Origin of the sequence: Rhodopirellula europaea 6C, from assembly GCF_000338295.1 — a bacterium.
Classification (GTDB): Bacteria; Planctomycetota; Planctomycetia; order Pirellulales; family Pirellulaceae; genus Rhodopirellula; species Rhodopirellula europaea.
Window position 1 is genome coordinate 1 of the sequence record NZ_ANMO01000271.1, and the last position, 26,917, is coordinate 26,917.

The following is a 26,917-nucleotide window of genomic DNA, read 5'->3' on the forward strand; positions in this document are numbered from 1 at the left end:
AGAGGTTCTCAAATGCTGAAACCCGCTAAAACGACGGCACGATAAACTGCACGACCTCTTTGGGAGGGGGGAGACAGGTTGTGTCGCCGGTGCTGTTCAGGAAGCAAAGTTGCATGCGTTTTCAGAACGCCAATAGCAAACGTTCCACAGTCCAAGCGTTCTCCTCACGGTAGGTGTACCGCCAGCCAGAAGGCTGACGCTCGTTGACAGAGGGAATCGCATTTTGCTGCGAATGTTCACGGTGGTGGGTGACGGTCAACCAAGGAGAAAGCCAGCATGAAGCTGACGCATACCACACTGGCCCACAACGCCAATTCACCGAACTGAGGGATCAGTTTGATCGATTCTTCCATGCGGCGAACTCTCTTTTTGGTTTGAATCATTCACGTAGACACGCTGGCAGTTCAACGTCATTTGGATGGATTGGTTTCCGTGCGATTGCATTCGTGAATGGTGACGACCACTGCGGTGAGTTGCTTCGATCCAATGGTTGACACGAGTCGCATCTTGCCAGGAACACAGACAAGGGTCGTTTGGATGGTGCTGTTCAGAATGTCGGGCTTCGAGTCGCCCTTTGTGTCGTCTTCGATACGTGCTGTTATATAGTCGATGTTGACCAATGCGCCTCGAGGGTCCTCTCCCATTTGAATCCGAAGGGTGGTTCCAATTTCGATATCCTTGGTTTGGCGAGTGGTGACATCACCACGCGTCATCGTGGAGGTCACCACTGCGACCTGTTTTCCTTTTCGAACGTTACTCGGCATGTTAGGCATCGCGATCAGTCGGATCGTTTCGATTGGCTTGGCGCCGGACTGAAGGATGGTCTGAATCACTTCGGCTTCGTTCATACCGATCGCGATGGGTTCTTGGAGCTCAAATTCGGAAAGCTCGACGCAATACTGAGTTGAATCCGATTGAGGTTCGTTAGTTGCTTCCGCGATGGCAGCAACCTCGTCGCCGTGTAGGATTCCATTGAGAATGAAAAGCGAAGCAAGCAAGATCGAAAAGGATTTCATTTGAGCTTCCGATGTTGAAGGGTAGGAGGCATCTCATTCGACAGGACAATCCGTCAACCCTTGTTTGATCTGTCCGGGCGATCGGTCCAGCAATTTGGCAGTGATCTTCTCTCTGACGATTCTGGCCGAATGATGCGACGGGAGTCTTTTTGACTTGGATCCGCTGAGGACAATGCGTCGAACAAAGAGCGTCAATCGATGCATCTGATATTAGCGAACCTCGCATGGACATGTGGGGCGAAGGGGTATCGCGAGCCAAAGCGAGACGAGAATCGTTGATGGGAGGATCAGCAATAACCGGGCGTTGGCTCAGTGTTTGGTGGATCCAATGTCGGGTTTCTTGGTTGTCTTCGCTGTGTGGCGGATCTGCATGAACGCGCCTGCGATCGCGAGCAGCCATCCCAAGGTTTGTAAGCACGTGAGCGGGAGTCATTGGGCTTTATCACGTAGCGGCGTCTCTCCGAGACGCTGTCATTTGCGAGTCTCAGAGAGACTCGCCTACGTGAGGTTCTACCCGATCATTCCTGCCGAACTGCTTAGCATCAAGGAAATTGCAGCACTGGTTTGGTTGATTGTGAATCGAACGGAACCGTCTGGGAAATCAGTGCGGTCTTCATAGATGCCAAGCATCCATTGCTCGCCGAGGAAGGAAAGGAAGGATGCTGCGGCCAGGTAGAGGAGCAGGTGGGGAAATCGCGTGCGGTATGCACTGAACCCTGCTGCGATGGTGATTGCAAGCAGAGCCGCCACGGGAAGCCATGGACGAAGCATCTACAGATAGTGGTAGATGTTGATCATGTTGAATCCTTTCTGAGTCGTGGGAGCAACAATGCCTGCCGAAACAGTCCAAATGCCGAAAGACTGCTGCCGACCTGCTTAACGGGATCGAATGTAAACCTCCGATTCGCTTCGTGTGACGTTCCAAACGGAGGCGACTTGATCGTCGAGGTAGACCAGTCGCAGTTCAGCAGAGTAGTCGGTGTCAGGGACTGTAAGCGAAAGCGAACCCGCAGGAGTGACACGCCAGGAGACACCGCACATCTCCACTTCCATGATTTCCGTGTCGCCAGCCTTGATTCCAAGATGAGGCAAGTCCGTTTTGGGCGGACCGCCAATACTTGCGGTTCCAGCCTCCGCGTAAAAGCCAAAGTTCGCAATGCGTGACTCTGAAACAAGGGAATACTGCCAGCCAACAATCTGATCTTCGGACCAATGGATGGAGGGTGATTGATCGGTTGCGGTCGGGGCTGATGCAGCAATGCGAGAACGATTCAGTGCCCTTCCAATCTTCAGGAGCGGTTCTGAGAAACCGATGCAAAACACGATGGAAAGAGCAAATAGCCACGAGAATGTTGCTCTTCTACGCCTCATACTCTCCTCCACATATTGCAACAGGCAAGGCTGACCAGTCGTCGTCCAGTATAAGCAGGTTGGCAGCGGGGCTTCGGCATTCGAGCTGCTTGGTGAGCGTTGTTGCTTCCACGAACAACCGGGGCCAACGCCCAACCTGCGCACATTGCTATGCCCGACCATTCATGCCGACCTGCGTCAAACACATCAACCCCGCGGACTGATCGTTGGGCGGCCGAGTAATCCAACAGAGTCAGCGCGTCTTTCAGTCGACGCGAACAGCCCAAACGCGGACGGTCGGGTTGTTGGCTTTGGTGCCTTCCAGGACGCGGCCATTGGGAGAGAGCTTGACGTGGTCCGGTGACAATCTCTTCCATTGGAATTCGTAGACTTGTTCATGCGGGTTGATCAATCGCCAGCTTCCGTTTCCATTCGTTCGTCCGTTTTCGAGATTGCGGATATCGACGCCATTGCTCCAACGCCAAGTCCCTTGGATTCCTTTGGTGCGTGTAGAAACGCTTGCGTTGGTAGCGGTCGATTGCGACGTCGCCGGATGAGGCGGAACGATCTCTGTTGCTTCGATTTGTTCGATCTGCTCGCGGACCTGAATCGCTTGATCCAGTTTCCCTTTCTTGGTTAGGGCTTTTTGCTCCTTGGCCAGTGATTCGACAAGCGTTTGTTGCATCCGTTCTCGTTCAGAAAGGTAGGCTTCTTCCAAGCGAGCGAGATCCTCTTGGAACTTTCGATCCAGCGACCGGACATCGGTTCCATGTTGATCCAATTCGGCCGCCGTTCGAGCTTCCGAGGATTTCAGTTTCGAAACGTTTTCTTCACCCGTAGCCGGCGACATTGGCAAAGCAAACGCGGCAGCGACAGCGAACAATCGGAAGTTCATTTTGGCTCTTTCGAAAAATGGGGGGACCCAGGAAAGGGGCCGATTGTTGTGAATATTCGTTGGGGCGCAACGAAGGTTTCAGGCAAGCGTCTCGAGGGAAGTCGAATCTTGCGCGAGGATCGAGTGTTTTGGGTTCGGATCTCGCTCACGGATTTGGGAGTTGTGCTTTGCTTTCAAGGGTCATTCAACCAAAGATCGCAACTTCAAAACTCATGTGCCGGGTTACTAGGATACACCCTGCAGAGGATTCAGGGGGGTGAGGAATCGGACTGAACCCTTTTTCGCCTGCGCTTCGGGTTTCCAAAGACGAGTTTGAGTTTGTCCTCGCATACCGGCTTGTCGATTGGGTCGTCAACGAGGTTTCAACGCAGGTAGGATGGGCGCTCTTGCCCGTCGGAATGGCGGATGTCGGCCAGGAGTGGCCAACCTACCGCAAAATAAACGAGCCGTTCAGCGTGGCACTGCACTGCATCCCTACGCCGGCCCCATCCGGGGCGACCTTGTTTGTTCCCGCCACTGATCTCGGGGGCTTCTGCCCCGAGCTACTCACGACGGCCCCTCCGGGGCGCCTTCAGGAATCTCGACGCGTCATGGCTTGTCGATTGAGTCGTCAATGACGTTTCAACGCATGTAGGATGAGGGCTCTTGCCCGTCGGAGTAGCGGATGTTGGCCAAGAGTGGTCAACCCACAACAAAATCGACAAGAGCATACACTTCGGGTTTCCCGTCAGGAATGATTGAGTTGTCCAGCTCGTGAGCGAGAGAACTGTTCGAGTTTCTCGCTCACGTGTGGGCGGAGCTCATTGGCTGCCGTTGACGGCCAGGCGATTAGCCTTCGGCTGGGTCTTTGCCGTTGAGCCATGGACCGCCGTACTGCATATAGTCGGGGTCGCGTTGCTTGCTGCCGTATTCACCAGCGTTCCAGCCTGGGATGTGGGCGACGGGGCCGCCGTTGGCGGAACGCTCTTCCCACTTGGCTGCCCAACCGGGGTCTTGGTCGGAAATCTTGTGATCTTCGTCCACGAAGAACACTTTGCCTTGACGGTAGCTTTGGGCACCGAGGTTGACGACCGACATGGCTGCGGCACCAAGGTCAGGTTGGTTGTTGCAAAGCGATGGATCACCGGCTTCGCAAGCATCCAACCAGTTGGCGAAGTGAGCCATGGTGGTGTTGTCGATCGGGTTGGTGGTGATCCGCTCGGCTTCTTGTCGAACGTGGGTCACTGGACCGCGTTCAGGAATGAAGTCAAACCCATCGAAGGATTCGCCGTTGCCGAATGCGAACGTACCGTAGTGGCCACGGATCAGCTGATTGACGCGTGATTCTTGGTTGCACATCGTCGCGGTGATCAAGCCTTGAACACCTTCGTTGAAGTCGGCGACCACGGTGGCAACGTCTGGCACATCGCGTCCGTCGTACTCCAGGTAAACTCCGCCGGCACCGACGACGCGACCGGGCACGCGAAGGCCGGTGGCTTTCAACATGGAAGTGGTGCGGTGAACGAACAAGTCCGTGAACATGCCGCTGCCGAAGGGCCAGAAACGACGCCATTGCTTGTAGACTTCGCGGTCGAAGGGCACGTCTTCCGCAAGGTCATGTTCGGTGCCAAGCCAACGTTTCCAGTCGATGGTTTTGGGAGTCATGTCAGGCGTGAGTTTGTAGTAACGCCATTGTCCGACGTCGGAGTTGCGGAAGTATTCGGTTTGGAAACCCAAGACTTTGCCGAGTTTGCCTTCGCGAAGCAACGCGTTGACTTCGTTCCAAACCGGAAGGCTGGTCGACTGCACGCCGACCTGCATGACTTTGCCGCTGGCTCGCCATTTGTCTTCGACGTCGAAGGCTTCTTGGACCGTCTTCGTCATCGGCTTTTCGCAGTAGACGTTCAGTCCGGCTTCGAGCGCGTCGATGGTTTGGCGATGGTGCCAGTGGTCGGGAGTTCCGATGCAGACCGCGTCCAGATTTTCTTTCTCGATCATGTCGCGGTAGTCGACGTACTTGGCCGGTTTGGTCTTGGTGGCCTTTTCGATGTAGTCGGCGACTTTGTCGCGTTGGGATTCGAAGACTTCCGCGACGGCGACGAGGTCAATTTTGCGACCCGCTTCGTGATGTTTGCAGAGCGATTTGACGTGAGCGCCGAAACCGCGGCCACCGGGGCCGATGAAGCCAATTCGCATACGTTCGTTGCTGCCCGCGGGTGCGGCGGAGGCAGGTTGGCTGGTCGTGGTTGCTGCGGTGAGGGTCGCAGCTGAAATGGTCGCGGCAGCGGCGGAAGTTTTAAGGAATTCGCGTCGGTCGCTCATGGCGGAGTTTTCCGGGGTTGGGACTGGTGGGTGATTCAGGCCCATAGATTAACCGCCAAAGGACGTTGGGGCAATTTCCTACGCTAAAGCGTGGTTTGGGGAGTCGCTGATGCGCGGAGCGGGCGAAAGACGCCGAACCGCTCGTTGATAACTGGATAGAGACAGGTTGAGAGAGAGCACCCGCGATTGACGCGACTATCAATCGCATGAGTCACGTTGCGTTCACCAGAATGCGTTTCCGCGAAAACCGGGACTACCGTCCAAACGGCTCATTCATGATGGCGTTGTTGGGTTCAGCAGCGATCGGACCTGAGGAGGCTTTTCAGGTCACCGAGGCGGCGACGATTTTGGATTCGACGGCGAGGATTTCGCCGAGCGTTTCGTCGTCGCGGAAGATGGCGTCGTTGGTGCGGGAATTTGAGAAACTCGGTTGCGGCGCGTTCTGAGACGCGAATGAGGAGACCATTGCTCCGTTGGACGCTGTGGAATCCCCGGAGTCAGACGAATTGGAATCGGTAGGGCCGTTTGATTCCGAGGACGCGATGTATTCTCCGGCGGGTTCGGATCCACCATCGAGTTCGTTCAGTTTGTTGATGACTCGCAGAGCGTCTAACGCAGAAACATTGCCGTCGTTGGTGACATCGATTTTGAAACCGGCGGTTTCGGCAAACGTCAGCGTGCGATCCCCGTTGGCATTCAAGTCGTTGATGACTTGCAGTGCATCCAAGGCCGTTACCACTCCGTCGCCGTTGACGTCTTCGCCAAGGTCGGTGTTGTATCGTGGGCTGTCGACTCGTGTGGCGGCTACTGAAACCAGTCCCGCGGTTGTGGTGACTCCCGATGTGATTTCGCCACCAGACACGGTGATGGTCGCGTCGGCAATCGCGTGGATGACTTGTGTGGGTTGCCAACGCAATTGGTACTGGCCATCCGGCAAATTGGTTTGCGTGAATGCTCCCGAAGCATCGGTGACGACTTGCGGTTCGACACCATGACGCACCGCGGTGACTCCGATCGGTGTGTCAGCGTGGCCAGCGACTTCGATGCGAGCAATTCGGCCTTCGGGATCAACCAAGGTCAACGTCGAGGCTTCCCCATCGGCGAGACTTCCGCCGGCGGTGTTGCGAATGTCTGTCGTGACTCGGGTGAGCAAGTTGCCCGAAGCGTCGAAGGCTTGGACACGTCCGTAGCTGTCATCCTGCAGTCCGACAATGTCGACCTCGACGTATCCGACTGGTTCATCGAAGACGACGTCCAATCCGAGTCGGGAAGTCAGTGCCGGCCACCATCGATTCAGATTCTGATCCATGACGTGGATCAACGATTGATTGTCGAAGAGCGAGTTCTGTTTGACTTGCACTTCATTGCGAACGTTGTCACCGATGGCGGTGAACGTCATTCCGTTGGCGGCGGGAATGTCCGTGTCCAACGAAACGTCGTCGACATGGAACGATCCGCTGGCCAATTCGGTTCCGTTGGCGGCCAAGACGTCGAACTGGACTCCCGACAGCAGGGGCTCAAATTCGTTGCGGTTGGAGTCGTCGTCTTCATCGAGGTAGACAAACCCAGCGACCGGTGCTTCGGCGACGAGTGGCGTTGTGCGGGAAGCGGTCAGCGTTTGGCTGGTGATGCCCGTTGCGGCATCGATGACTCGCAACGAAACGCTCGTCATCGTCGGTGGAACGTCGAGCGAGAAATCGAACGTCGCCGTGGGACTGTCGGGCGTCTGCAGCGTCGTCCAATCACCACCATCGATGGAGACTTGCAGTTCGGACACAACATTTAGAGTGATGTCGCTTTGCGGGCCCGAGGGGTTTTCGTTGATCAGCGTTCCCGAAGAGGCTTCGCCGCGAAAATGCAGTTGGTTGGTTTCGGAGTCGTAGTGGCCGGTGCCTTCGAAGTTCAATGGCACGTCGAGCACATCAAAGATTCCGTCGCCGTCGGAATCTTGCCAGCCGATCATCGCGAAAGTGGACTCGGGGGAAACGAAGTTTTGGTAACCATTCACCAAGTTGTTTCCACCAGCCATGATGCTGGGTTGTTGAGTGAATCCGGGTGTCGGATTGTCAAAGGCATTGTCATTGGGCGTGTTGTAATAGCCGCGGCATTGATTGTACGAGCCACCGCCGCTGTATTCATCGAGTCCCCAAAAGATGTGCGAGATCTCGTGGGCAAACGTGCGAGCCGGCCGAGTTGAAGGCGCGATCACGTACAGGCCACCGGGGAATGCGAATGCGCCGGAGAAGGATCCACCGGAGGCAAAGAAGCCATCGGGATCATCTGACGAGTCACTGATGAAGAGTGAGAACGCCCAGTCGGTATCATGCGTTTCGCGTTGAGAATTGTTGAAGGCGAACATGCCTTCGTCCAATGACAGCGATGACGAGACGCCCATCCCGTCCAGGAACTGCCCCACGTAGGTGCTGTAGTTGTTGCTGGTTCGGTCGATCGGTTCGATGGGAATTTCAAACGGGTCGTTTGCGAACGTGTCGTCGATCACAAATTCCAGCGAGTGGACCGTGTCCAGTCGATCGAGGGCCTCCGTCCACCAGTTCAGCCCGACTGTGATCTCTTCCATCACCGCATCGATCTCACCGGCGGTCCAGTTTTGGGTCTTGGTGTCGGTTTGACCGTTTGAATCCAAGAAAATCGGTGTGACGGCGACTCGGCCCAAGAAAAACTCGGCTGTGTCGCTGGTCGTTGCACCGACGGGGATGCCAGCCGCCATGACTCGCCGTGTTTCCAACGGCTGGAGCGTCAGCGGCCGCCGGATCGCTTTGCGGCGACGTTTGGCGATTCGTTGGCTGGTTTTGTTGCTGGAAGCCCGTTTTCGCATGTCGGCCGATTGCAGGGAAAGCGTTTTGAATCGTGTTTGGCCGCCGTTTCCTAGTCCTTGGAGCCGACGAACGTGCAATTGGTTCCCAAATTCATTGCAGAAACGAAACAAGCGTGACGCAAAGTTCAATTGAATACGGTGGAACCGTCCAATCGAACTTTACGTCACGCCCGCGAAAATTGATTTCTGACCGGTGGTTTTCTTCGCGCCGATTAGTTCATCGACGCGAAGATTGAGTCCAATGCGGAAATTTCCGATTCCTCGGATTGATCCGCCTGATCCCGATCACTTGCCAAGGTTTCCACCACGTCGTCGAGGCTGATCACAGCCGCCGAATCGAAGACGCTGGAGGCATCCGCGACGGTTTTGGCGGCCGATTCGACGATTGGTTCGCCAGCAGGTTCGGACGACAAGGAGTCATCGTCATTGCGGGAAGTCGGATCGAACGCGATCGTTGCACTGGACGCCAGGACTCCATCGGAGACCGCCGAGTAGACCGAAGTGCTCGAGGACGAAGCGAGCAGAGGTTCGCCCGCACCGGTTGGGTCTTGGCCCGGTCCGGTGATCTCGTTCAGTCGGTTGATGACGATCAAAGCGTCCAACGCGGAGACGGTGCCGTTGCCGTTGACATCGGGGTACTGAGGCAACGTGATTCCCGCAGGAATGTTTGCCAGGTTGATGTCGCCGTCAGCTGCATTGATCGCGTTGATGATTAACAGAGCGTCGAGTGGTGTGATCGCTCCGCTGGCATTGACGTCGTGGATCAGCGATGGGTTCTGGTACGGGTTGTTGTTGATCGTGAACGTGTAGTCCTCGACCTCACCCGATTGAGCCAAGCCGCCGGACCCGAGTCCCGATTCGTTGGACAAACGGAATCGAGTTTGGATCTCACCCGTCACAGCCGTGGATGGCACGTTGATGTTGACGGTCGTTCCACCGGTTCCGATGACGCGAGCGACACCGGAGCCAATGCTGCCGAAGCGTTCGACTTCGGTTTCATCAAATGTTCCATCGCCGTTCCAATCGAACCAAGCGTCCAAGTAGAAGGCAGGTGTGACTCCGCCCACTGTTGGCGATTGAACATCGATGACGAACTGAGTCGAGAAGCCAGGTCGCATCGCACCCAGAATTGCGACTCCGTCATCGCCATCGGCGTTCGAGTCAGCCGTTCCGCTGCCATTGTCGACGCCACCGGCATCGGCAGTGATTCGGTCACCCAGTTGGAAGCCTTCGGTGATGACGTGGCGAGGACCGTTGTCATCGACACTGACTGGAGTGCGAGGATCGGCTGCGTCACCGAAGTCGAGCGGGTTGCCCACGAAGATGATCGCTTCACCGGCGAGCAATTGGTTGCCGACTTCATCGGTGATTCGTTCGCTGATCACGGACTGACCGCGAACCAAGGAGGCTCCTTCGATCAGGATGCGTGAATCAGGCTGTTGAACCACAACTGTTCCAGCAGCAATCTCGCTCGCGAAAGCGTCCGAGATGGCTTCGCCGTAGAGAGCAGCAATACGTTTGACGCCGGTTTGCGACATCGACAGGATGTCGATGATTGGCTGGATCGCAGCCAACTTGGTCGCACTGGATTGTTCCAGTCCGGTGACGACTGCACTGCGAACATCGTCCAGTGGCACGATCACAGGAATCGACGCGGGTTGGCCGGCGAATCCGGATTGTGACAACGATGTGTTGGCTAGGTTCAAGCTGTATTGATCGTCGCCACCGAGAGTCACGCGTCCGCCGCCAATGTTGACAGGGGACAGACCCGCGAAGTTGGCCGAGATAGCAGCCACCAAGGCATTGGCGACTTGATCCGGTGTTGATCCACCGAATCCGCCACCTGGGATCGAAACAGCAACCGCATTGGAATCGTTGAGGAATCCGTCGAAGTCGAGTTCGAAGGTGACAGCCTGTGCCGTGCCACGCGAAATCGTGAAGGTTTGACCGTCGGAAACCTGAGGTGAAACCTGGCCTTCTTCGGTTGGCACGATCAGACCAAAGCCGAACGAGGTGCCGATTTCGCTGTTGCCTTCCACAATGATCGAGTCGGTCAGCGAGGTGACAGAAATCGGTCCGTTGGTTCCCGAGATTCGGAAGTTGCCGGTGGCTCCGGAGGTTTCGACATTCAGTCCCGCGGTGCTGATCGCGGCCAGCAACTCAGCGGTGATTTGACGGGCGGTTGAATCCGTTCGGATTGCGACGACCACGTCAGCGTTCGCCGCGGCGACACCGTTGGAGTCAAATTCGAACGTGAGTTCTTGTTGTCCGTCGAAGATCGAAACTTGTTGACCGTCGAAGTCGTTGACGCCATTCGTCGTGGTGGTCAGCAGCGTGACGTCCAACACATGGTTGGTGTGACGCAGGAAGCTGTCCGCTTCGAACGAGACGTAACTGTTTTCGCTGGCGGCGGTGGTGCCGAGCAGTTGCAGACGACCCGTTTCGATCGTGGCATCATCAGCGACTTGCATGTGGATCGCAACGAGTTGCAATTCGGTGCCGTTGATTGCACGAGCGAAGATGTCGCTGATCTGTTCCGCGGTTGCGGCGGCAGGCAGACGAACGGGAACGTTTCCTTCGGCGACGTTGGCGATCGCTTCGGTGTCGAATTCGAACGTGACTTCGTTGACACCGTCAAAGATCGTCACGAGTTGTCCGTCAATGTTGGACTCGATCAGGTTGGTGAGCGGATTGACCCGAGTCAACTCGCTTGGCAGGATCGAGAGTCCGATGCCGGTGTCAGCTTCGAAGATCTTGTCACCGACTTGCGTGGTGGCACCATCGGCGTACACGCGGCCTTGTTCGGCTTTCAGGACACCGACCGAATCGCCGGACTGTGTGCTGCCGAGCAATTCGACGGTGTAGGTGGCGTTGTTTGGCCACACACCACCGATCGGAGTCAGGCGGATTTTGTTGTCGCCGGGCTCGTAGCTGAATCGATAGTCAACGCCTTCTGACAGCAATTCAACTTCGTTGCTGTCGGAGAAGAATCGAGTGACGCGAACCAGTTCGGAACGAACGGTCGAGTCGTCGATGCCAACTCCAGGTGCTGCGTCGGCGGGAGCGATTCCGTCGATGAGTTGAATTTCAAACGCATCGTGGATCGTTCCAACGCTGAAGGCTTGACCGGCCAAGTTGAACAGGTCGTCTCCGCGTGGCGATGTGACGACGAAGCGAGGCCCGTCGTTGTCGCCGCGTTCTTCGGCTCCGCGATCGACGAACACGTTGAAGCCGAGACCATTTGGCGAGGCAACGTTTGGATCGTCAGTACGAAGCTGACCGTTGAGGTCGTAGACCGGAGCAACGATTGGGCTTGGTGGCAAGCCGATCGCACCGCGAACGGTTTCGAGCGACGAGCGATCTTCCAGCGAGCTGATGCCGCTATCGATCGTTGCCGTGCCGGCTTGCGGAGTGAAGACCAGATTGACCGGGTCAACAAAGATTTGTTGGAACGGGCTGATGAATTGAGCAAACAATCCAGTGCTGCCAGCGGTCGCGTTGTTGGCGTTGCGGAAGAACGTGTTGCCACCGATGACGGTCAAGTCACCCGAGACATCGACGTCGCCAGGAACGTTGTTCTGAGGCGATGCAACGGCGATGCCCGTTTGGAAGTTGGCAACGATGTTATTCAGGATCGTCGGAGCTGAGTTCTGCTGAACGACGATGCCTTGGCTGCCCGGCGTGTAGATCTCACGAGCAATCGTGGAGATCGCACCGATGCCGTCGATGTCAGCACCAGCGGCACCGAAGTCGAACGTGCCCGAGGTGGACAAGTCGGTCAGGCGAACGAAGCCGAATTGATCGTTCGGGCCGAAGCCGAATGAATCGAGGTCGATCGTGTTGTCCGAGCCGAAGATTTGGCCAACCGAGAAGAACGTCACGCCATCGCGGCTGATTTCAACCGCAACGCGTTCTGGTGTTCCCGATTCGAAGATGACCAAGTCAGGGGCGGAGGTTCCGTCACCGACCAACAGGTTGTCTTGGAACAAGAACGTCGCTTGTCCGCCCGATCCCAACGAGAACGTGAATTGTCCCGAGGTCGGTTCTGGGCCGATGCCGTGGCAGTCAGGCGATCCCAACGCGGCTTCGGAATCCGTGAATTCGGAGCTGACGTCTGGGCCGAGCGACAACGTGTCTTGTACCACCGCGTCGGCGAACGAGATGCCACCTTGGTCGAACAAGATCGATTCGAAGACTTGGGGGCCGAGTTCCGCACCGCTTTCGATCGGTCCACCCACCAACGTGTTGTTGACAATGCGATCGAAGCCGACCGGGTCTTGTGCCGAAGCACCGTTGCCGTCCAAGCCGGTGATGCGAATTCCAGCGTCCGCGTTGAAGGCGATGACGTTGTTCTGAACGACCACACCTGGGATCAGGTTCTCAGTGTTGAGTTCGATCAGGTTGCGAGCGTAGGTAAGGATCGAAGGCGTCGCGTCACGCAAGTCGTCCGAGGTGACTCGGGCGGATGCGTCACGGTTGATGTCGACACCGGCGTTGGAGCTGAACAAGAACCGGTTGTTCTCGATCATGATCACGCCTTGCGATTCGTCGACACGGTTGGTGTCACCACGCAAGTCAGCGATTTCAATGTTCGCGAATGTTGGGCGTCCGGCTGTGTCAGGACGCAGGCTGAGGTCGCCGTACAGGTTGATACGTGTGTCAGCGTTGACCAAAGCGTTTGGCGAGCTGGCACTGGCTGGTGGCACGGTTCCGTTGGAACGAGCCGCACTGCCGTCGATCACCGCTTGGACTTGGTTGGAGTTGATCAAGCGAATGATTTCGTTGGCAACTTCGGCAGCCGATGCGGTTCGAGGCAATCGCACGACGACTCGGTTGTCATCGTTGACGAATCCATCGCTGGCACCGAAGTCGTTCAGGATATCGAATTCGAATGTCAAACGTGTGTTGGCGTCGGCCAACGTGAACGTTGCTCCGTCTTCGATTTCCGAGGCGGGCAGGGCGGTCAATGTGATGCCGCTGCTGAGCCGTTCGTTGGTGTCGAAGGTGCGGAAGCGAGCGTCGAAGGCGACACCGCGAAGTTGGACTGGTTCACCGGAAGTATCCAGGGCGACCAACGATCCGTCATCGATATTGATGCCGAACGGTCCGGTGAATCCGGTCAGATCCAGTGCCGCACCGTTGCCGTCCAAGAACTGGCCGTTCGCATTCGCTTGGACCTGCGTCCCATCGGGAGCAACGGCCACTTGAACCGCGGTGCCATTGGCGTTGCGTTGGACTTGTGGTGTGAAGGCAGGAACTTCGCCGCTGCTGACGTATTCCGATGCGTCGCGAATTTCTAGTTGATAGGAACCCGAAACGGTCGGCTGTGTTGGTTGGGCCGGAGTGGTCAAATTGACCGACTGATCCAACACGAAGTCTTCGTTGGCACCGATCGGGTTGGCCGCACTGACCATTTCGCCGCGTTCGGCGAATCCGATGATAATGTCATCGATGAAGGCTCCGTTGGATTCGTTGTCGGCGGCAGCACCACGGCCGTTGGCACCAAAGCGATCCCCGTATCGCTGCTCGGTGGAAGCAAACGGTCCGGAGTCGTTGATCGTCAAGTTTGGCAATCGAACGGCGGATCCAACCAATGGAATCAACGTTTCGTTGCCATCGGTGAATCGGTTTGCCAATGCTTGGCGAAGTGCCGCAGCGACTTCTTGCGAAGTAGCCGATTGGCTGATTCGAATCGGAATACCTGGCAGTGCGTTTTGCGATCCAACACGCAGTCCGCTGCCGGTCGAGACGGAGACCGAACCAACGCCGTTGAATTCAACCACGGAGGAGTTCGCACGAACGTCCAGTTGTGGGTTGATCGAAACGGTGACGTCGTAGCCGCCCACTTGAGCCGCACTGGTCGTTCCCGAAACGCGAGGATCGTAATCGCCGTTTTCAGGTCCGCTGATGCCGATGTAGATCACGCCATCCGAAGGTGCCGTGACGGAAACGGTTCCGTTGGCGGCGTTTTCAACCGCTAGCAAACCACCGGTTGGGCTTCGCAGTTCGACTCCGGTTGAATCGAAGAAGCGAACGTTCAGGTCGATGCCTGGGTTGTCGGCGAGCGTGCTGACAGTGATCGTCGTTCCAGCGGCCACTTCGACGCTGGACAAGTCCACGTCGCCGAGGTTGGTGACACCGGTTGGTGTGACGGTACCAAGCGTTCCGCGACCGGAGACTTGGGTATTGCCGTCGACATATGGAAGCGGTGTTGCTTGGAAGAGCAGGTCGTTGCGACCCACTGCACCGGCTGGGTTCGGGTTGCCAAACGGATCGACTGGATCCGATGCGTCACTGAAGTCGAAGTTGTCGACGGTGGTGAACTGAGGCGATTGAACGCCGGTGTTCTGTTCGACGACGGCTTGCAGTTCAGCTCCGATGTCCGATCGAGCGAAGTCGGCAATCGCGACGGAAACTTGACCGGTTTGGATCGATCGCGTTCCGTCGTTGAGCACGTACTCGACGCCGTCGATTTCGACGACGAAGGTTTCGGATGCGTCGCTGTACAGAGCGGAAAGTTGGTTCCCGGTTGGGACCAATTGATCGTAGTCGACCGTTCCGTCGGTTTCGCCGATGACAGCGGACAGGACACGAGCCACATCTTCTTGAGACAAGTCGACGACTTGATCGACATCTGGATCGGCGTCATCGAAGGTTTGGTAAACCGCCAGGATGTCGACGGGTACCAGAGCCGTTCCGGCGATCTGAGCCGTAGCATCCGCGGTGTCGCGGAAACCATCGTCCAACAGGAATTCAGTGCCGTTGATGAAAACGGTGCGGAATTCGTCCGGGTTATTCTGGTAGAAGACCGCCAGTTGAGCACCCGATGGAACCAAACGCTGGACGTTGACGCTGGTGTCGAATGTCGTGCTGACAGCCGCCGCGACATCGGCAGCGGTCAACGTGGCCAGGGCGGTCGGTTGACCGTCGGTCACATCGATTTCGATTTGGTCGGCCGAAACGGTGCGAGTTCCGTCGGTCAAGATGTACTCTTGGCCGTCGACGGTGAAGGTTGCTTCGGCGGTTGGTCCGCTGCTGAACAGTTGCGACAGTTGTGCTCCCGATGGGAACGCAATCGTTGGCGACAAATCGATCGAGAACAGTTGTCCGCCAATCGTGAATGTCTCGCCGTCGGTCAATCCGCTGGCGGCAACGGTTCGGATTTCTGCGGTGTTCGTCGCGGTGGTACCGGCGGTTGCGAATTCGATTCGCAGGGCGAGGTTGCTTTGACCGGCGAACTCGTTCAGCGGCACGCGAGCTTGACGCCATGTGCCGGTGTTGTCGAACAACTGTTGAACATCGACGTCAATGTCATCGTCGTAAATGCCGACTTGTGCCGGGTCATCGAACTCATCGTCGAAGCTGAAGTCGCCGCGGGATTCGTTGTTGGTCGCGACCAAGTGCTCGACACCGAACTGGTCGATGACGTAGACACGCAGGGTGTCACGATCTTCGGCGAACAAATCGTCGTCGTTGTCGGTTTGCGTGTCGTCGTCAACTCCATCTGTTTCCAGGAAGTAGTTGAAGTACATCGTCGGCAAGTCAGCCGACGCATATCCTTCCAGGCTGAAAGCGTTGGACTGAACGATCCCCTTGGCACCACCAGGCAGGTTGTAGGTGCTTTGAACGCTCTGGCCATCCTGACGGACGTTTTCGTTCACCGTGTTCAGGTTCTGAACAGGAGCTTCACCGAAGTTGTAGTTGCCGTTGAAGGCACCCGCGGTGTAGTTGAACTGCAGGGAGTTGCCGCCGGTGTAACCGACGCGAGTGTCGCTGAAGGTTTGGTTGTAGCCGTGCCCGGCGTCATCGGCGCGAGCACCGGCGACGTGCCAGAGGTTGTAGTCGAGGGTGCTGAAGTCCAGACCCAAGGCACCAAAGACTCCCGTTTCAATGAAGTTGCGTCCACCGGCGAAAATTGGCTGGAGTTCGCCCTGCGTGTTGAACGCGTAAATGCGTCCGTTGCTGGTCGTTCCGAACAAAATATCGCTGTAGGCACCATCTTCGACGCTGTTTGGTCCGGCACGCAGACCGGTGAAGTTCAATCCGATCAGGTCGGTCGCGGTCGAAACATAGTTTCCGACGAAGCGGCTGCCGGTTCCGCTGAGTTGTCCGCTCGGAACAAAGTACAAGCCACCGTTGTCGCTGACTCCGTACAGAGAGTTGCCGACGAGCTCGACGCCGGTGATCGTTCCGCCGTTTGGCGAACCACCCGCACGAATGGCTCCGGTCACGCTGCTGACGTTGGCAATCGCACCTGTGATGGCCAGCGAGTTGCCTTGTGGCGTCGCGGTGACGGTTGGCAGGGCTCCTCCCGTGTTGGCCGCTTGAACCGCTTGCGAGATGCGGAAAGCGATCGTTTCGGCGGTGTCGGTTGGCAGCAAGGTGACGGCGATGTTGCCGGCGGTGACGTTGTTGTTTCCGACCAATGCGATACCGTCAGCGGCGGTGGCACCAGGACCGGCCAACTGAACGTTGGTTGCGGTAGGCAATGCCAACTGAGTTCCCTTGGCGGAAACTGGAATCCCCTGTTGACGGATCACCGATGCCAAGTTGTCGATGAAGACAACGGCATCAGAGGTGCGATCCAGTTGGACTCGGATGTTGCCCGGTGGAATCGCGGCGGTGGAGTCCGTGATTTGGAATGTCACGGGAGCATTGCCGGGCGTTTCGACGGTCAACAACGTGTTGTTCAGAATGCTGGCAGGATCCAGCGTCGTGTCGGTCGCGATCGGAATCGCGGCGTTTGGCAACGTGGCTCCGGTCAAGGCGTCGGCTGGGGAAGCCGCCAAAATCGTGAAGCCTTGGTTCAGTTCGAACGTTTCGGTTTCGGTGCCGTTGGTCAGGCTGAACGTGTCACCGTCGAACAAACGGGCGACGGGTAAGCCGTTGGCGTTGTTGGCCGTTGCATTGGCGATGCCCAACTGGGTGTCTTGGTTGCCGATTGGAATCGACGTGTCGATCGCACCGATTTCGCGGCGATCTGTACCGGCACCTGAGTTGAACAGCGTGAGATCGAAGACCGGACCGGTCGCTTCACCTGTTTCCTCGTTGAAGGCATACAGGATGTTCTCGGTGTAGGTCAGACCTTGTTGTGCGGTCGGACGGTTACCGATGAAGAAGCCAGTTTCGGTTCCGAAACGTGCTCGGATCGTGATGCCTTCGACTTCGATTCCGTCATCACTGGCTTGATCCAGAATCTGCTGAGCCGGTGGGGCTTCGACGTCCAGGTCGTGGAACGTTTCGATGCCCGCACCAACGCTGAGCGGAGCACTGAGCTGACCGGTGGCGGTGTCGATTCGGTTGTAGGTCCACGTGGTGTCGCCAGCGGGACGGTCGTCGTACCCGGTGTAAGCGAACAGTTCGCCGTTGGCGGTGAACGCGATGTCGCGAATTTCGTCACCGAAGTTACCGATCGTGCCGTAGTTCTCGCCCGTGAATGGGTTGACCACGAACAACGTCGTTCCGGTGTTGACGTACAGCACGACGTCGTCGAGCGAGTAGTCGAGGATTGAGTTGTCATCGAACAAGACTGGCTGAACTGGAGTCGTTGCCGTTCCGGGATAGAAGAAGCTCGAGTTCGAGAAGTTCTCTTCCGCGATGCGTCGGATCGAGTCGACTGGTTCCAATCGCAACAATGGGTTGGCGGTGTCACGGTTGGTGAACTGATCCAACACAGCGGGTTGACGCGATTGGTTCGAAATCGCGACGTAGTAGGTGCCTTCGGGCAGTTCAGCCGAACCGATGTATGGGTCGGCCGTTCCGAACGAACCGCGTGACAGATCCGACGGGTCGAAGCCAGCACCAGCGGATGACTGGTCATCGGCAACGTTGCTGTCACCACCGATGAGAACCAGCTCACCAAGGGCGTTGAAGACATAAAGTGCGGTGTCGGCACGAGCCAATCCGTCGGAGTAGTCGAGGTCGAACACGGTCGCCAAGTACAACGCCGCGTCGTCTCGCGTGAGTTGCTTGTAGTCGATTTCGAATTCGTACCAGTCAACGTCGCCGCCGTCGGTCAACGATCCCGAGATGTTCTTCGACAGGCTGTCGCTGGACAATGGACCCGCGGCGTTTTCCAAGTCGATGTCGACTCGGTCGATGCCACCCGAATCACGGTTCAGCACGATGCTGCCATCGGCCAAGGTCGTGATAGTTCCATCGGACGTGTACTGACCGTCGTACAGACCCAAACGTTGTGCGTCGGCAAACGTGCCGTTGGGTGATTCGGTTTCGAAATCATCGCCGGCGAGTGGGCTGTGCATCGGACCGCCGATGACTTGAACGCCGTTGGTCGCGAAACGGACGTCGCTGTAGCGAACCTGTGTTCCTGCGAACACGTCGTCTTCGCCCAAGCGAATTTGCAATTGGTAGCTACCGGTCGTGCGGCCTTTGCCCAGCGAATCGCCGCTGGTCAGGAATCCGCCGCCATCGGGCAGAGTCACCGATTCAGCGGTGTCGGTCAGTCCGCTGCGAACTCGAACGTGATACAGCAAACGCTGTCCCGTCGTACCCGGCAGGATGATCCGCATGCCGGCATCACGGGCGTTGGTCGAGTAGTTGTCTTGGAACATCGAGTCGTCGGCGGTTGCGTCCACCAACGTGGTTCCGAGACCCAAGACTTGGTCGATATCGTAGCCGTTCAGGCCACCACCGCTACGACGAGCGATTTCTTCACGCAGAGCGGCACGGCGAGCGGCGGCGTTTGGATCGGTCGGGTCGACGGAAAGCAGTTCTTCAATCTGGCGGGCTTCTTCGAGCGAATCGTCCGACAGGATCAGCGTGTTGCCGTTGGCATCGATCAGTTCGATGACCGTGTCAAGGTTGGAATTCGTTCGGTCGATGTCCAGCCAAACTTGCGTGCCAGCTTCTGCGACAAAGGCGTAGACGTCTTCGTCACCACGGCTGCTGATTTCACCTTCGACGATCAAACCAATGCGACGTGATTCGTCGCCGGCTGCGATCGATGGGGCGAGTTCGCCGAGGTACTGCGATGTCGATGGGGTCGCGTTGGTGTCGCTGTTGCCAACGTTTCCAGGTTCGTTTTCGCTGGTGATTGAAACGTTCGCGTCAGATGCTGCTTCGCGAATCGTGATCCCGTCCCATGATCCCGCACCGTCGATGCTTTGCGGCAACGTGATGCTGGCTGGGTTGGCAGGATCGAATGGAATCCATTCGACAAACGAGGTCAGTCGAGCAGCGTCGGTGCCGCCGCTGAGTTGCCACACGTGAGCGGTTTCGATGTCGGCAGGTTGACCGTTTTGGCTGATCGCCGTTGTGCCGCTGGAAACGCCATCGAAGTTGGCGGAACCGGCAACGGGACCAAAAGCACCAGGGATGTCGCCGTTGATGTTGGCTGCGATGTCGAAGTTCAATCCGTTCTGAACGGTGTTCAGACGGTTGAGCAGATCGCCTGCGTCATCGGTGACCCAGCCGCTGTAAGAAGCGTTGAACTGGTTGATCGAATCGTTCTCGTAGACACCACCGTGAGTGAATCCAACGCGAGCGGTTTCGTTCAACGTCATCAAGCGGAAGTCGGCTTGGCCGGGCGTACCGATTTGATACAGAACATCCGCATCGTCGGCGGTGACACCTTGGTCAAGGTAGCTGATGACTCGGATCGCACCGATGTTTCCGGCAGTGAAGTTCGCACCGTCAACGGTTTCGAAATCGAGCTTGGTGTAGGCAACGGCGCGGTTATTGACGATGAACGTTTCCGCGGTGAAACGAATTTCACGGCCAAATGCGGTGAAGACGCCGCTGCTGCGAACGCGGTCGGGGCCAACCAGAATAGGGTTCGGGTTGTCGTTTGGTCCGAACGCATTGATCAATGGAATGCGTGTGCGTGTTCCGAAGTCGCTGGTGACTTCGATGAAGGTCGTGTACAAGAACGCGTAGTTTTGCTGAGCCAGCAATGCACCGCCGTTGTTCTGGTCGATGCCAGTGACAACGACGTTTTGCAGTTCACCACCGCCCAAGACGGTTGTGTTCAGGTAACCAGGCGAGTTGGGATCGATGTCGTTGTCGATCGTTGTGCCATTGTCGACTTCGGTTCGATCGGTGCGATCGTACTCTTGTCCCAGTGGCAACAACGCAGGCGTTTCTTGGCCTCCGCCGGTGTCGCTGGTCAGAATCGAGATTGGATTGCCATCGGCATCGACACGGACGCCGTTGTTGTCGGTGTCGATGTTGGCACGGCCGTCTGGAGTGAAGCCGGCACCCACGGTGTCATCGAGCAAGCTGGTCAACACGACGGGGAAGTCAGGCTGGCCGACGATTTGCAGGCTGCCACCGATTCGATCGGCGATGTCCAGCATTTCGTTCTCTGCCGTCAGCAGCGTACCACCGGCGACGATACCAGCTTGGCGACGCAGCAAGACGTCTTCGACATCGAGGTCTTGGTTTTGGAATTTGACAACCAACGATCCACGAGCGTCGCTTTCCAAACGCAACCCACCGTAGATGTGTTGGTTCGGGATTTCGATCATGTCGCGAACGATGTGAACGATATCGGTATCGTCCCAAACGACTTCGGTTGCCACGGTGCCGCCGCGAACTTCCAAGCCGTTCAGACCGGCGGTGATGATTCCCGCAGCGACATCGTCATCCGAAACGGTTGCGGAATCGATCGCATTACCAGCGATCAATGGACCGCTGTTGCCGGAAATCTCATAGCGATTGAGGCTGTCTTCAACCGGAGAACCGATTCCAAAGTCGCGCGACGCGGTTGAGCGACCAAGGTCGGTGACTTCTTGCCATGAGAAGCTGTTCACGTCGAAGCTCATCGCTGGGCCACTGCCATCGACGAATTCGTTGTCCACCACCACTGGTTGAGCACCGCGGACGAAGACCGTGCCGCTGGCGTTGTTGACTCGACCGACACGTTGTTCGCGTGGGTCTTCCGGGTTGTTGGTGTTGTTGCCGCTGTCGTTCAAGAAGCCACGGCCATCGGCGTTGCTTTCGAATCGCGAATTGGCGACTCGCAGACCGCTTTGATGAACTTCCAACACGTTGAAGCTGGCAAAGCCACCTTCGATTCGCGAGGTTCCACCGCCACCAGCCAACACAGCGTGGTCAAACGATGCGTCCGCACCGAAGGCCAGGTAGACGCCAGACCAATCGCCAGGCGACAGTTCATTCTGGCCGTCGTTGGTGCCCTGAGCGATGTTGTTGGTGTTGAACGCTCCGCCGGTTCCATACCGAGCGTCGTTCAGGCTGGTCAGGATGATCGGTTCTTTCGCTGTGCCTTCGGCGTACAGGTGCGATCCGAATGTCACGTCGATGCGTGCACCGTCGAGTTTGACAATCATGCCTGGATCGATCACCAAGCTCGGATCGAGACGACCAGCACGGGCTTGCAAAGGAGCCGTGACGGTGAGCAGATCCAAACGATCGGTACCGATCGAAGCGGCATCGGTGAAGGACGTTTGCGTTGCATTGAGAACGCTGACTTGGCGGTATTCGCCAACGGTTCCGTTGCTGGAAACTTCGGCACGGTAAACGATTCGCGATGCAAATCCGCTGCCGGCTGGAGCGGCTGGGATCCCGGAAACGCTGATCGAACCTTCGTCGATCGTTTCAATGATTTGCGATTCGCTACTTGGTCCCACTTCCGTGCCATCCGCGGTTGCGAATGTGAACCGGTAAACGTATTGGCCCGGCTCAACCATTCCCGTTCCGCCAGCGGCTGGGTTCGGGATCGAGCTGGTTTGAATCGTGCTGCTGGCTCCCGCCAACAACGTGCCCGCGATGATGCTTGGGTTCAGCAGGTTGCTGCCTTCGGCGGTCGAATCGCTAAACGACGTATCGCTGGTGTTCAAACGAGCGACCAAGCGGAATTCGCCAGGGTTTCCGTTGGCGTCAACGGTGGCTCGATACAGACGACGACCGGAGAACTCGCTGGAAGCCGGAACGGTTGGCAAGCCAGACAACTGAACCGAACCATTCGCTGGGACGGTGACCGCGGTGGTGTTGTCGCTTGGTGTCGATTCGAAACCGTTTTGGTCGACGAATGTCATGCGGTAGACATAGTTGCCCGCGTCCAATCCATCAGCGGTCGCCGGAGTGGCAGTTGCTGCGGTGCGAACCAACAAAACGCTTGGAGCTTCGTTGGCAGCGTTGACGCCACCAGGGTTGCCCTCGATCAACAGGTTCTCGGTCAGGACGTGAACGATGTCGGTGTCATCGAAGCGAGCGTTGACGTCGAGCGATTGAAGGTCACCGCCGGTGGGCGTCAGCAGACGAATTTGCAACCCGTTGATCGAGTTGTTCGTCAGGACGTTGCCGCGGATGTGTGGTCCGACGCGAGTGACATCGCTGGTGAAGTACGAAGGAGTCGACGCGCCAGGAGCGACCTGGTTTTGATACTGCGATTCGTCGAATCGTGTTTCGGCGAATGTGTTCGGCGTGGCTGCAATCGCGGCTTGGGCCGAGTTTCGGATCTGGTTGTTCAGAATCGTTGCGCGGACATCGGCGAGCTCGATTGGCGAGATCGTCAGGGTTTGGCCATCGACCGAAACCTGACCACCACCGTGCTGGATGTCGGCGTATTGGATGTGGTTGAGGAAGACGGCGTTGTCTTCCATGTTGGTCTTGCTGTCGTCGGCGTAGTCGATGTCGCCACGCAGATCGATACCGCCCCATGAGCCGACTTGTCCGTTCAGTCCGGCAAAGCTAACCGCATCGAAAGGCGTGCCCAAGATTTGCAATGAAGAGTTGCTGCGATCGACCGATTCGGAGGTGCTGCCAACGCCAATTCGGCTGCGCGACATCTTGAATTCCGAACCACCGTCGATGACCAACGCGATGTCCTGTGGAACATCGAGGCTGGTACCATCCTTCAAAGCGTTTCCAAACGCCGAACGTCCAATTTCGTAGCTACCGCCGCCGATCACGCGAATTTTGGTGACTGGCGTGCCGCCGTTGTTCAAACGGAACTCAGCCAAACGGATCGCGTCGTCAATTTCGGCGACGGGTTTGGTTGGCGTTCCCATCGTGACGAACAAGTCAAACTGGTTGACGTCCGACGTGGTGAAGTTGCGGTCGGGAAGGTTCGTGCCCGTGACACTGTCGACGTAAATGACCGCGTCGGGGTTGGTTGGGTTGAACCAGAAGTTGAATTCGCCACCGGGTTGTCCGTCCGCATCGCCGTCGAGCGGTTGAGCCGCGGTTCCGTTGACCGGCGTGTCCAGTAAGTTGCTGGCAGCTGCCGTTTCGTAGGACATGACCAATTCGTAAGTCCCCTCGGTCACACCGCCAATTCCGGTTCCGGTGATCACAGGGTTGTACGAGTTGTTGCCAGACGCACTGACACCGACGACGTAGTCGCCAGCTTCCAAAATGTCGATTTCGATCAGCGAATCGTCGCTGAAGTAATCGTCGTTGGCGGCGATTTCGATGTATTCGTCAGCACCGACTTGTTTGTACAGGCGAAGGGCCGTGTCCAGCGTGCTGGAGAGACTCAAACGCTGAGCAACCGTCGAGATCGAGAGCTTGCCCGGTTCGGTCAATTCGAATCGGTACAAGTCAATGTCGTTGGCTTCCGGACGGAACAAGTATTGTCCGTTGACGATGTCCGATGGGCTGGGGAACAACGCTTCGTTGTCATCGCCCAGTTGCGACGAGAAGTCGACCACGTCGGGTGACTCGGGGTTCACGCCTTCGAGCACCGAACCGGTCGACTGGGTGACAGGTTGTGGAAGGTGATCGGAGTAGCCGTATCCAAGCAGTTGGCCAATGCCCAAGAACGCACCGCGGAAGAACTCGCCGCCTGTTTGATCATCGACGCTGGCGTCAAAGTCTTGCGCATCCATCACCAAGAGCTGACGATCACCGATCGAAGCAGCGTTTGGATCGACGCCCAAGAATGTCTGGCCGTTGATGTCGAGCGGACGCGTGTCCAACGTCACTCCGCCAACCGCACTGTTGACGGTCAGGTTGTCATCGACGCTGCCGTAGAGCTCACCCAGGGTGATGCTCAACAAAGGGCTGCCCGATGGGATGCTGGTGACGGCACCCGATGCGGTGTCACCGATTTCAACAAACTGAACGCCCAAGTATTCGCTGAACAGCGACATGACTTCGCGAACGCGTTGTTTTTGTTCCGCGGTGATCTGGTTGATGTAAGTCTTGTCGAGATCCAAACCGCTGCTGCTCGGATCGTCGCCCAACCAACTGGTAGGGAAGTTGTAGTAAGCGGTCGTCACGCCATCGAACGTGTCCGCACCTCGACGCCACACGTCCAACGGAACGGTGCGTTCCAAGCGACTCGGATCGTCTTCGCGAATGTTGCGAACGCCTTGGTAGTCCGTACCACCAGGGAAGTCGAGCGTGTAGAGCGGATCGTTTGGATTGGGATTGTCGATCTCGCCCCCGGTCAAACGAACGCTGGCGGTTTGTCCTTGGCCAATTCCGGCCAGGTTGTTGATGACCGCTGCGGTGTCAAAGCTGTCGCCAGCGTCGGCTGCCACCGAAACATTGCCCGGAGTCATGGGCAACGCGCTGTCGTTGCCGACTTTCAATCGAATAGCGCCCGGGATCTTGGGCAGCTGGTCGATTGGCATCGGTGGGTTGGTTTGCTGAGTCAGGTCAGGAACTTCGGAGAAGCTGAAGTTACTGTTGCCGTCATTCAGGAAGTCGTCGAACGTCAAGCGAACCGCATTGGGTTTGCCAGCGATGGGCGAGATGTCCGTTGGAGTGAAGACATCGTCATCCGCACCCGTGACCGTATCGCGGGTGAAGATCAGTTGGAACAACTCGGTTTGGTTGGCCAAGTTGGCGACATCGACGTCTTCGGTGAAGTACACATCGATCATGTTCAACCGTGGCGTCCGTTGGCCTTGGTTGTCGACATCGATTGGTTCAGGAACCACTGCTAGGACTTGCGGTGGTTTGTTCAGGATGAATGGAACGGCGAAGTCGACGCCATCGTTGAACGCTTCGCCCGCGAGGTTTCGCAGAGCGCGATCGCCAGCACCAAAGATTTCGATTTGGTAGGCGTCATCGGGAAGTGGTTCCGCGAAACGGAAGACGACTTCGTTGGGGTTGCTGCCCAAACCGATGTAGCCCGCGTTGACGGGAGTGTCCGTCGCGCCGGTCAGTGGCAATGTGCCCGCGAAGGTGCCGATCGTTTGGCTGGTGCTTCCGCGTTCTTGTGTCGCGGTGACCAATTCGGCTGCGGTCGGAGTTGTGTTGATCGCGTTGATGAAATCAGCGATGGTCGTTGGGCTGGCTGCGTTGCGGTTGACTTGAACCGTGATGGTCTTGCCGCTGACGGAAACCAATGGAGCCGTTGGGCCACCGAAGTCACGCGACTGAACGATGACCGAGATGCCTTGTCCGCCGACGCCGGATTGGTTGGCGACGATCTTGGTGCTGAACGCGTTGCCCAAACCCAAGTCCGTGAACGTCTGGGCGGCGTTTGCACCCGACAATGTCAGCGAGATGGGGTTGCTGGCAACCGATTGACCGATGGGTGTAGAGGAAGGTCCGCTGACTTGGAAACCATCGGCGACCGTGTCGCGGTTCAGGTTCCGCTGGGTTGCGTTGTAGTCCTGAAGTGCCAAAGTCAAATCGCGGACCGTCGCCGGACGACTTGGGTTGGAGTTCAGATTCAGGCTGAGTGTTTTGTTCTCAGGATCCTGCGTGATGATCACAGGAGCGGTCGTCAGCGGACGCGACGTGCCCGTCAAAGTGACCGTCGTTCCATTGCCACTGACGCCAGCCGCGGAGGCGCGGAATTCCAGCAACACATTCCCATTGGTGTTGAAGTCCGTCACGGCCGTCGCCGCTTCGAACCCACCGTCTTCACCGGCACGCGTCACGCTGATGGCCAGCGGATTGTCCGCCGTGCCCAGCGTGCTTGGATCGATGGATGAATCGTCGTCGAAACGGAACGTCAGCTCGTTGGGTGAAACGTTCAGCAGTTCCAAACCGTTGACCGGACGAATCGTGCTGCTGTTGTCGATCAGCTCCGATGCGTTGGGCTGGATAGCAACCAGCTCAGGACCAGCCAGCAATTGGCGGGCTTCGAGCGATTGCGACTGAAGGCGTCGTTCCAGTTTGGCTCGTTGCGTTTTCCCGCGTCGCGATTGACCTCCTAGCAAGGAGGATCCGCTGCGGCGGCGACGATCATCACGCCGCTTAGCGGCAGATTCGTTGGCATTGTGCATGTTGGAAGAGTTGCCCGGGGTACCGATCGTCATCAGTGTTGGCCTCGTCGTGCCGCTCTTAACAAACCAATTTGGGGCTGGTTCGCGGCGGAGCAGGATGCGGGGGAAGTAGCGAAAATGGAAGCCAAAGTCAGAGAAAAAGCTCGTTTTTGGCAGTTTGGATAAGTTGCAGCGGCTGCGCAATTGGGGCTTGGCCGCGGGGGTCGAGTGTACTTGGGGTGCCTCGCAAAGCAACGAAAAACGCTGTTCTGACAGGGTTTATGTCGCTGCGTGACGGTCATGACGGTCATCCGGTTCAGATGACTTTCACCGGCGGTTGGATGCAAAATGAGACTAGAAAGTTCCCGAGTCG

Annotated in this window: 8 protein-coding genes; all 8 read right to left on the reverse strand. The window is 57.2% G+C overall.

Translation table 11 applies throughout. The annotated features are described in order from the left end of the window. Window positions 1-236: 236 nt before the first annotated feature. The 8 genes from RE6C_RS33205 to RE6C_RS28730 all read right to left on the reverse strand — a co-directional run bounded on the left by RE6C_RS33205 (window position 237) and on the right by RE6C_RS28730 (window position 26,598). Window positions 237-383, reverse strand: coding sequence for a hypothetical protein (locus RE6C_RS33205; RefSeq protein WP_008662452.1), 147 nt, complete (start codon window positions 381-383; stop codon window positions 237-239). Between the two features lie 27 nt (window positions 384-410). Then, window positions 411-1,016 carry a hypothetical protein gene (locus RE6C_RS28695; protein ID WP_008662454.1) on the reverse strand — a complete coding sequence of 202 codons (606 nt, stop codon included), beginning with the start codon at window positions 1,014-1,016 and terminating at the stop codon, window positions 411-413. A 510-nt stretch (window positions 1,017-1,526) separates the two neighbouring features. Beyond that, window positions 1,527-1,787: a hypothetical protein gene (locus RE6C_RS32350; RefSeq protein ID WP_039963792.1), complete on the reverse strand. Its 261-nt coding sequence runs from the start codon at window positions 1,785-1,787 to the stop codon at window positions 1,527-1,529. 105 nt (window positions 1,788-1,892) lie between these two features. After that, a complete protein-coding gene (locus tag RE6C_RS32010; protein WP_144054910.1) occupies window positions 1,893-2,108 on the reverse strand; it encodes a hypothetical protein in 216 nt (71 codons plus the stop codon). 523 nt (window positions 2,109-2,631) lie between these two features. Next, window positions 2,632-3,261, reverse strand: a complete 630-nt coding sequence (locus RE6C_RS28715; RefSeq protein WP_008662462.1) for a hypothetical protein — start codon at window positions 3,259-3,261, stop codon at window positions 2,632-2,634. An 828-nt stretch (window positions 3,262-4,089) separates the two neighbouring features. Beyond that, on the reverse strand, window positions 4,090-5,562 hold the full coding sequence (locus RE6C_RS28720) for a Gfo/Idh/MocA family protein (RefSeq protein WP_039963801.1): 1,473 nt from the start codon (window positions 5,560-5,562) through the stop codon (window positions 4,090-4,092). A 322-nt stretch (window positions 5,563-5,884) separates the two neighbouring features. After that, entirely contained in the window at window positions 5,885-8,398 is a 2,514-nt protein-coding gene (locus RE6C_RS28725; RefSeq protein WP_236618597.1) for a dockerin type I domain-containing protein, read from the reverse strand. A gap of 212 nt (window positions 8,399-8,610) precedes the next feature. Next, a complete protein-coding gene (locus RE6C_RS28730) occupies window positions 8,611-26,598 on the reverse strand; it encodes a GEVED domain-containing protein (RefSeq protein WP_008662467.1) in 17,988 nt (5,995 codons plus the stop codon). Window positions 26,599-26,917 lie beyond the last annotated feature (319 nt).

What these genes read in the sequence shown, in the direction of transcription:
- RE6C_RS33205 (WP_008662452.1), bottom strand. Translation starts at nt 383, where the DNA reads ATGATTCAAACCAAAAAGAGAGTTCGCCGCATGGAAGAATCGATCAAA.
- RE6C_RS28695 (WP_008662454.1), bottom strand. Translation starts at nt 1,016, where the DNA reads ATGAAATCCTTTTCGATCTTGCTTGCTTCGCTTTTCATTCTCAATGGA.
- RE6C_RS32350 (WP_039963792.1), bottom strand. Translation starts at nt 1,787, where the DNA reads ATGCTTCGTCCATGGCTTCCCGTGGCGGCTCTGCTTGCAATCACCATC.
- RE6C_RS28715 (WP_008662462.1), bottom strand. Translation starts at nt 3,261, where the DNA reads ATGAACTTCCGATTGTTCGCTGTCGCTGCCGCGTTTGCTTTGCCAATG.
- RE6C_RS28720 (WP_039963801.1), bottom strand. Translation starts at nt 5,562, where the DNA reads ATGAGCGACCGACGCGAATTCCTTAAAACTTCCGCCGCTGCCGCGACC.
- RE6C_RS28725 (WP_236618597.1), bottom strand. Translation starts at nt 8,398, where the DNA reads ATGCGAAAACGGGCTTCCAGCAACAAAACCAGCCAACGAATCGCCAAA.
- RE6C_RS28730 (WP_008662467.1), bottom strand. Translation starts at nt 26,598, where the DNA reads ATGACGATCGGTACCCCGGGCAACTCTTCCAACATGCACAATGCCAAC.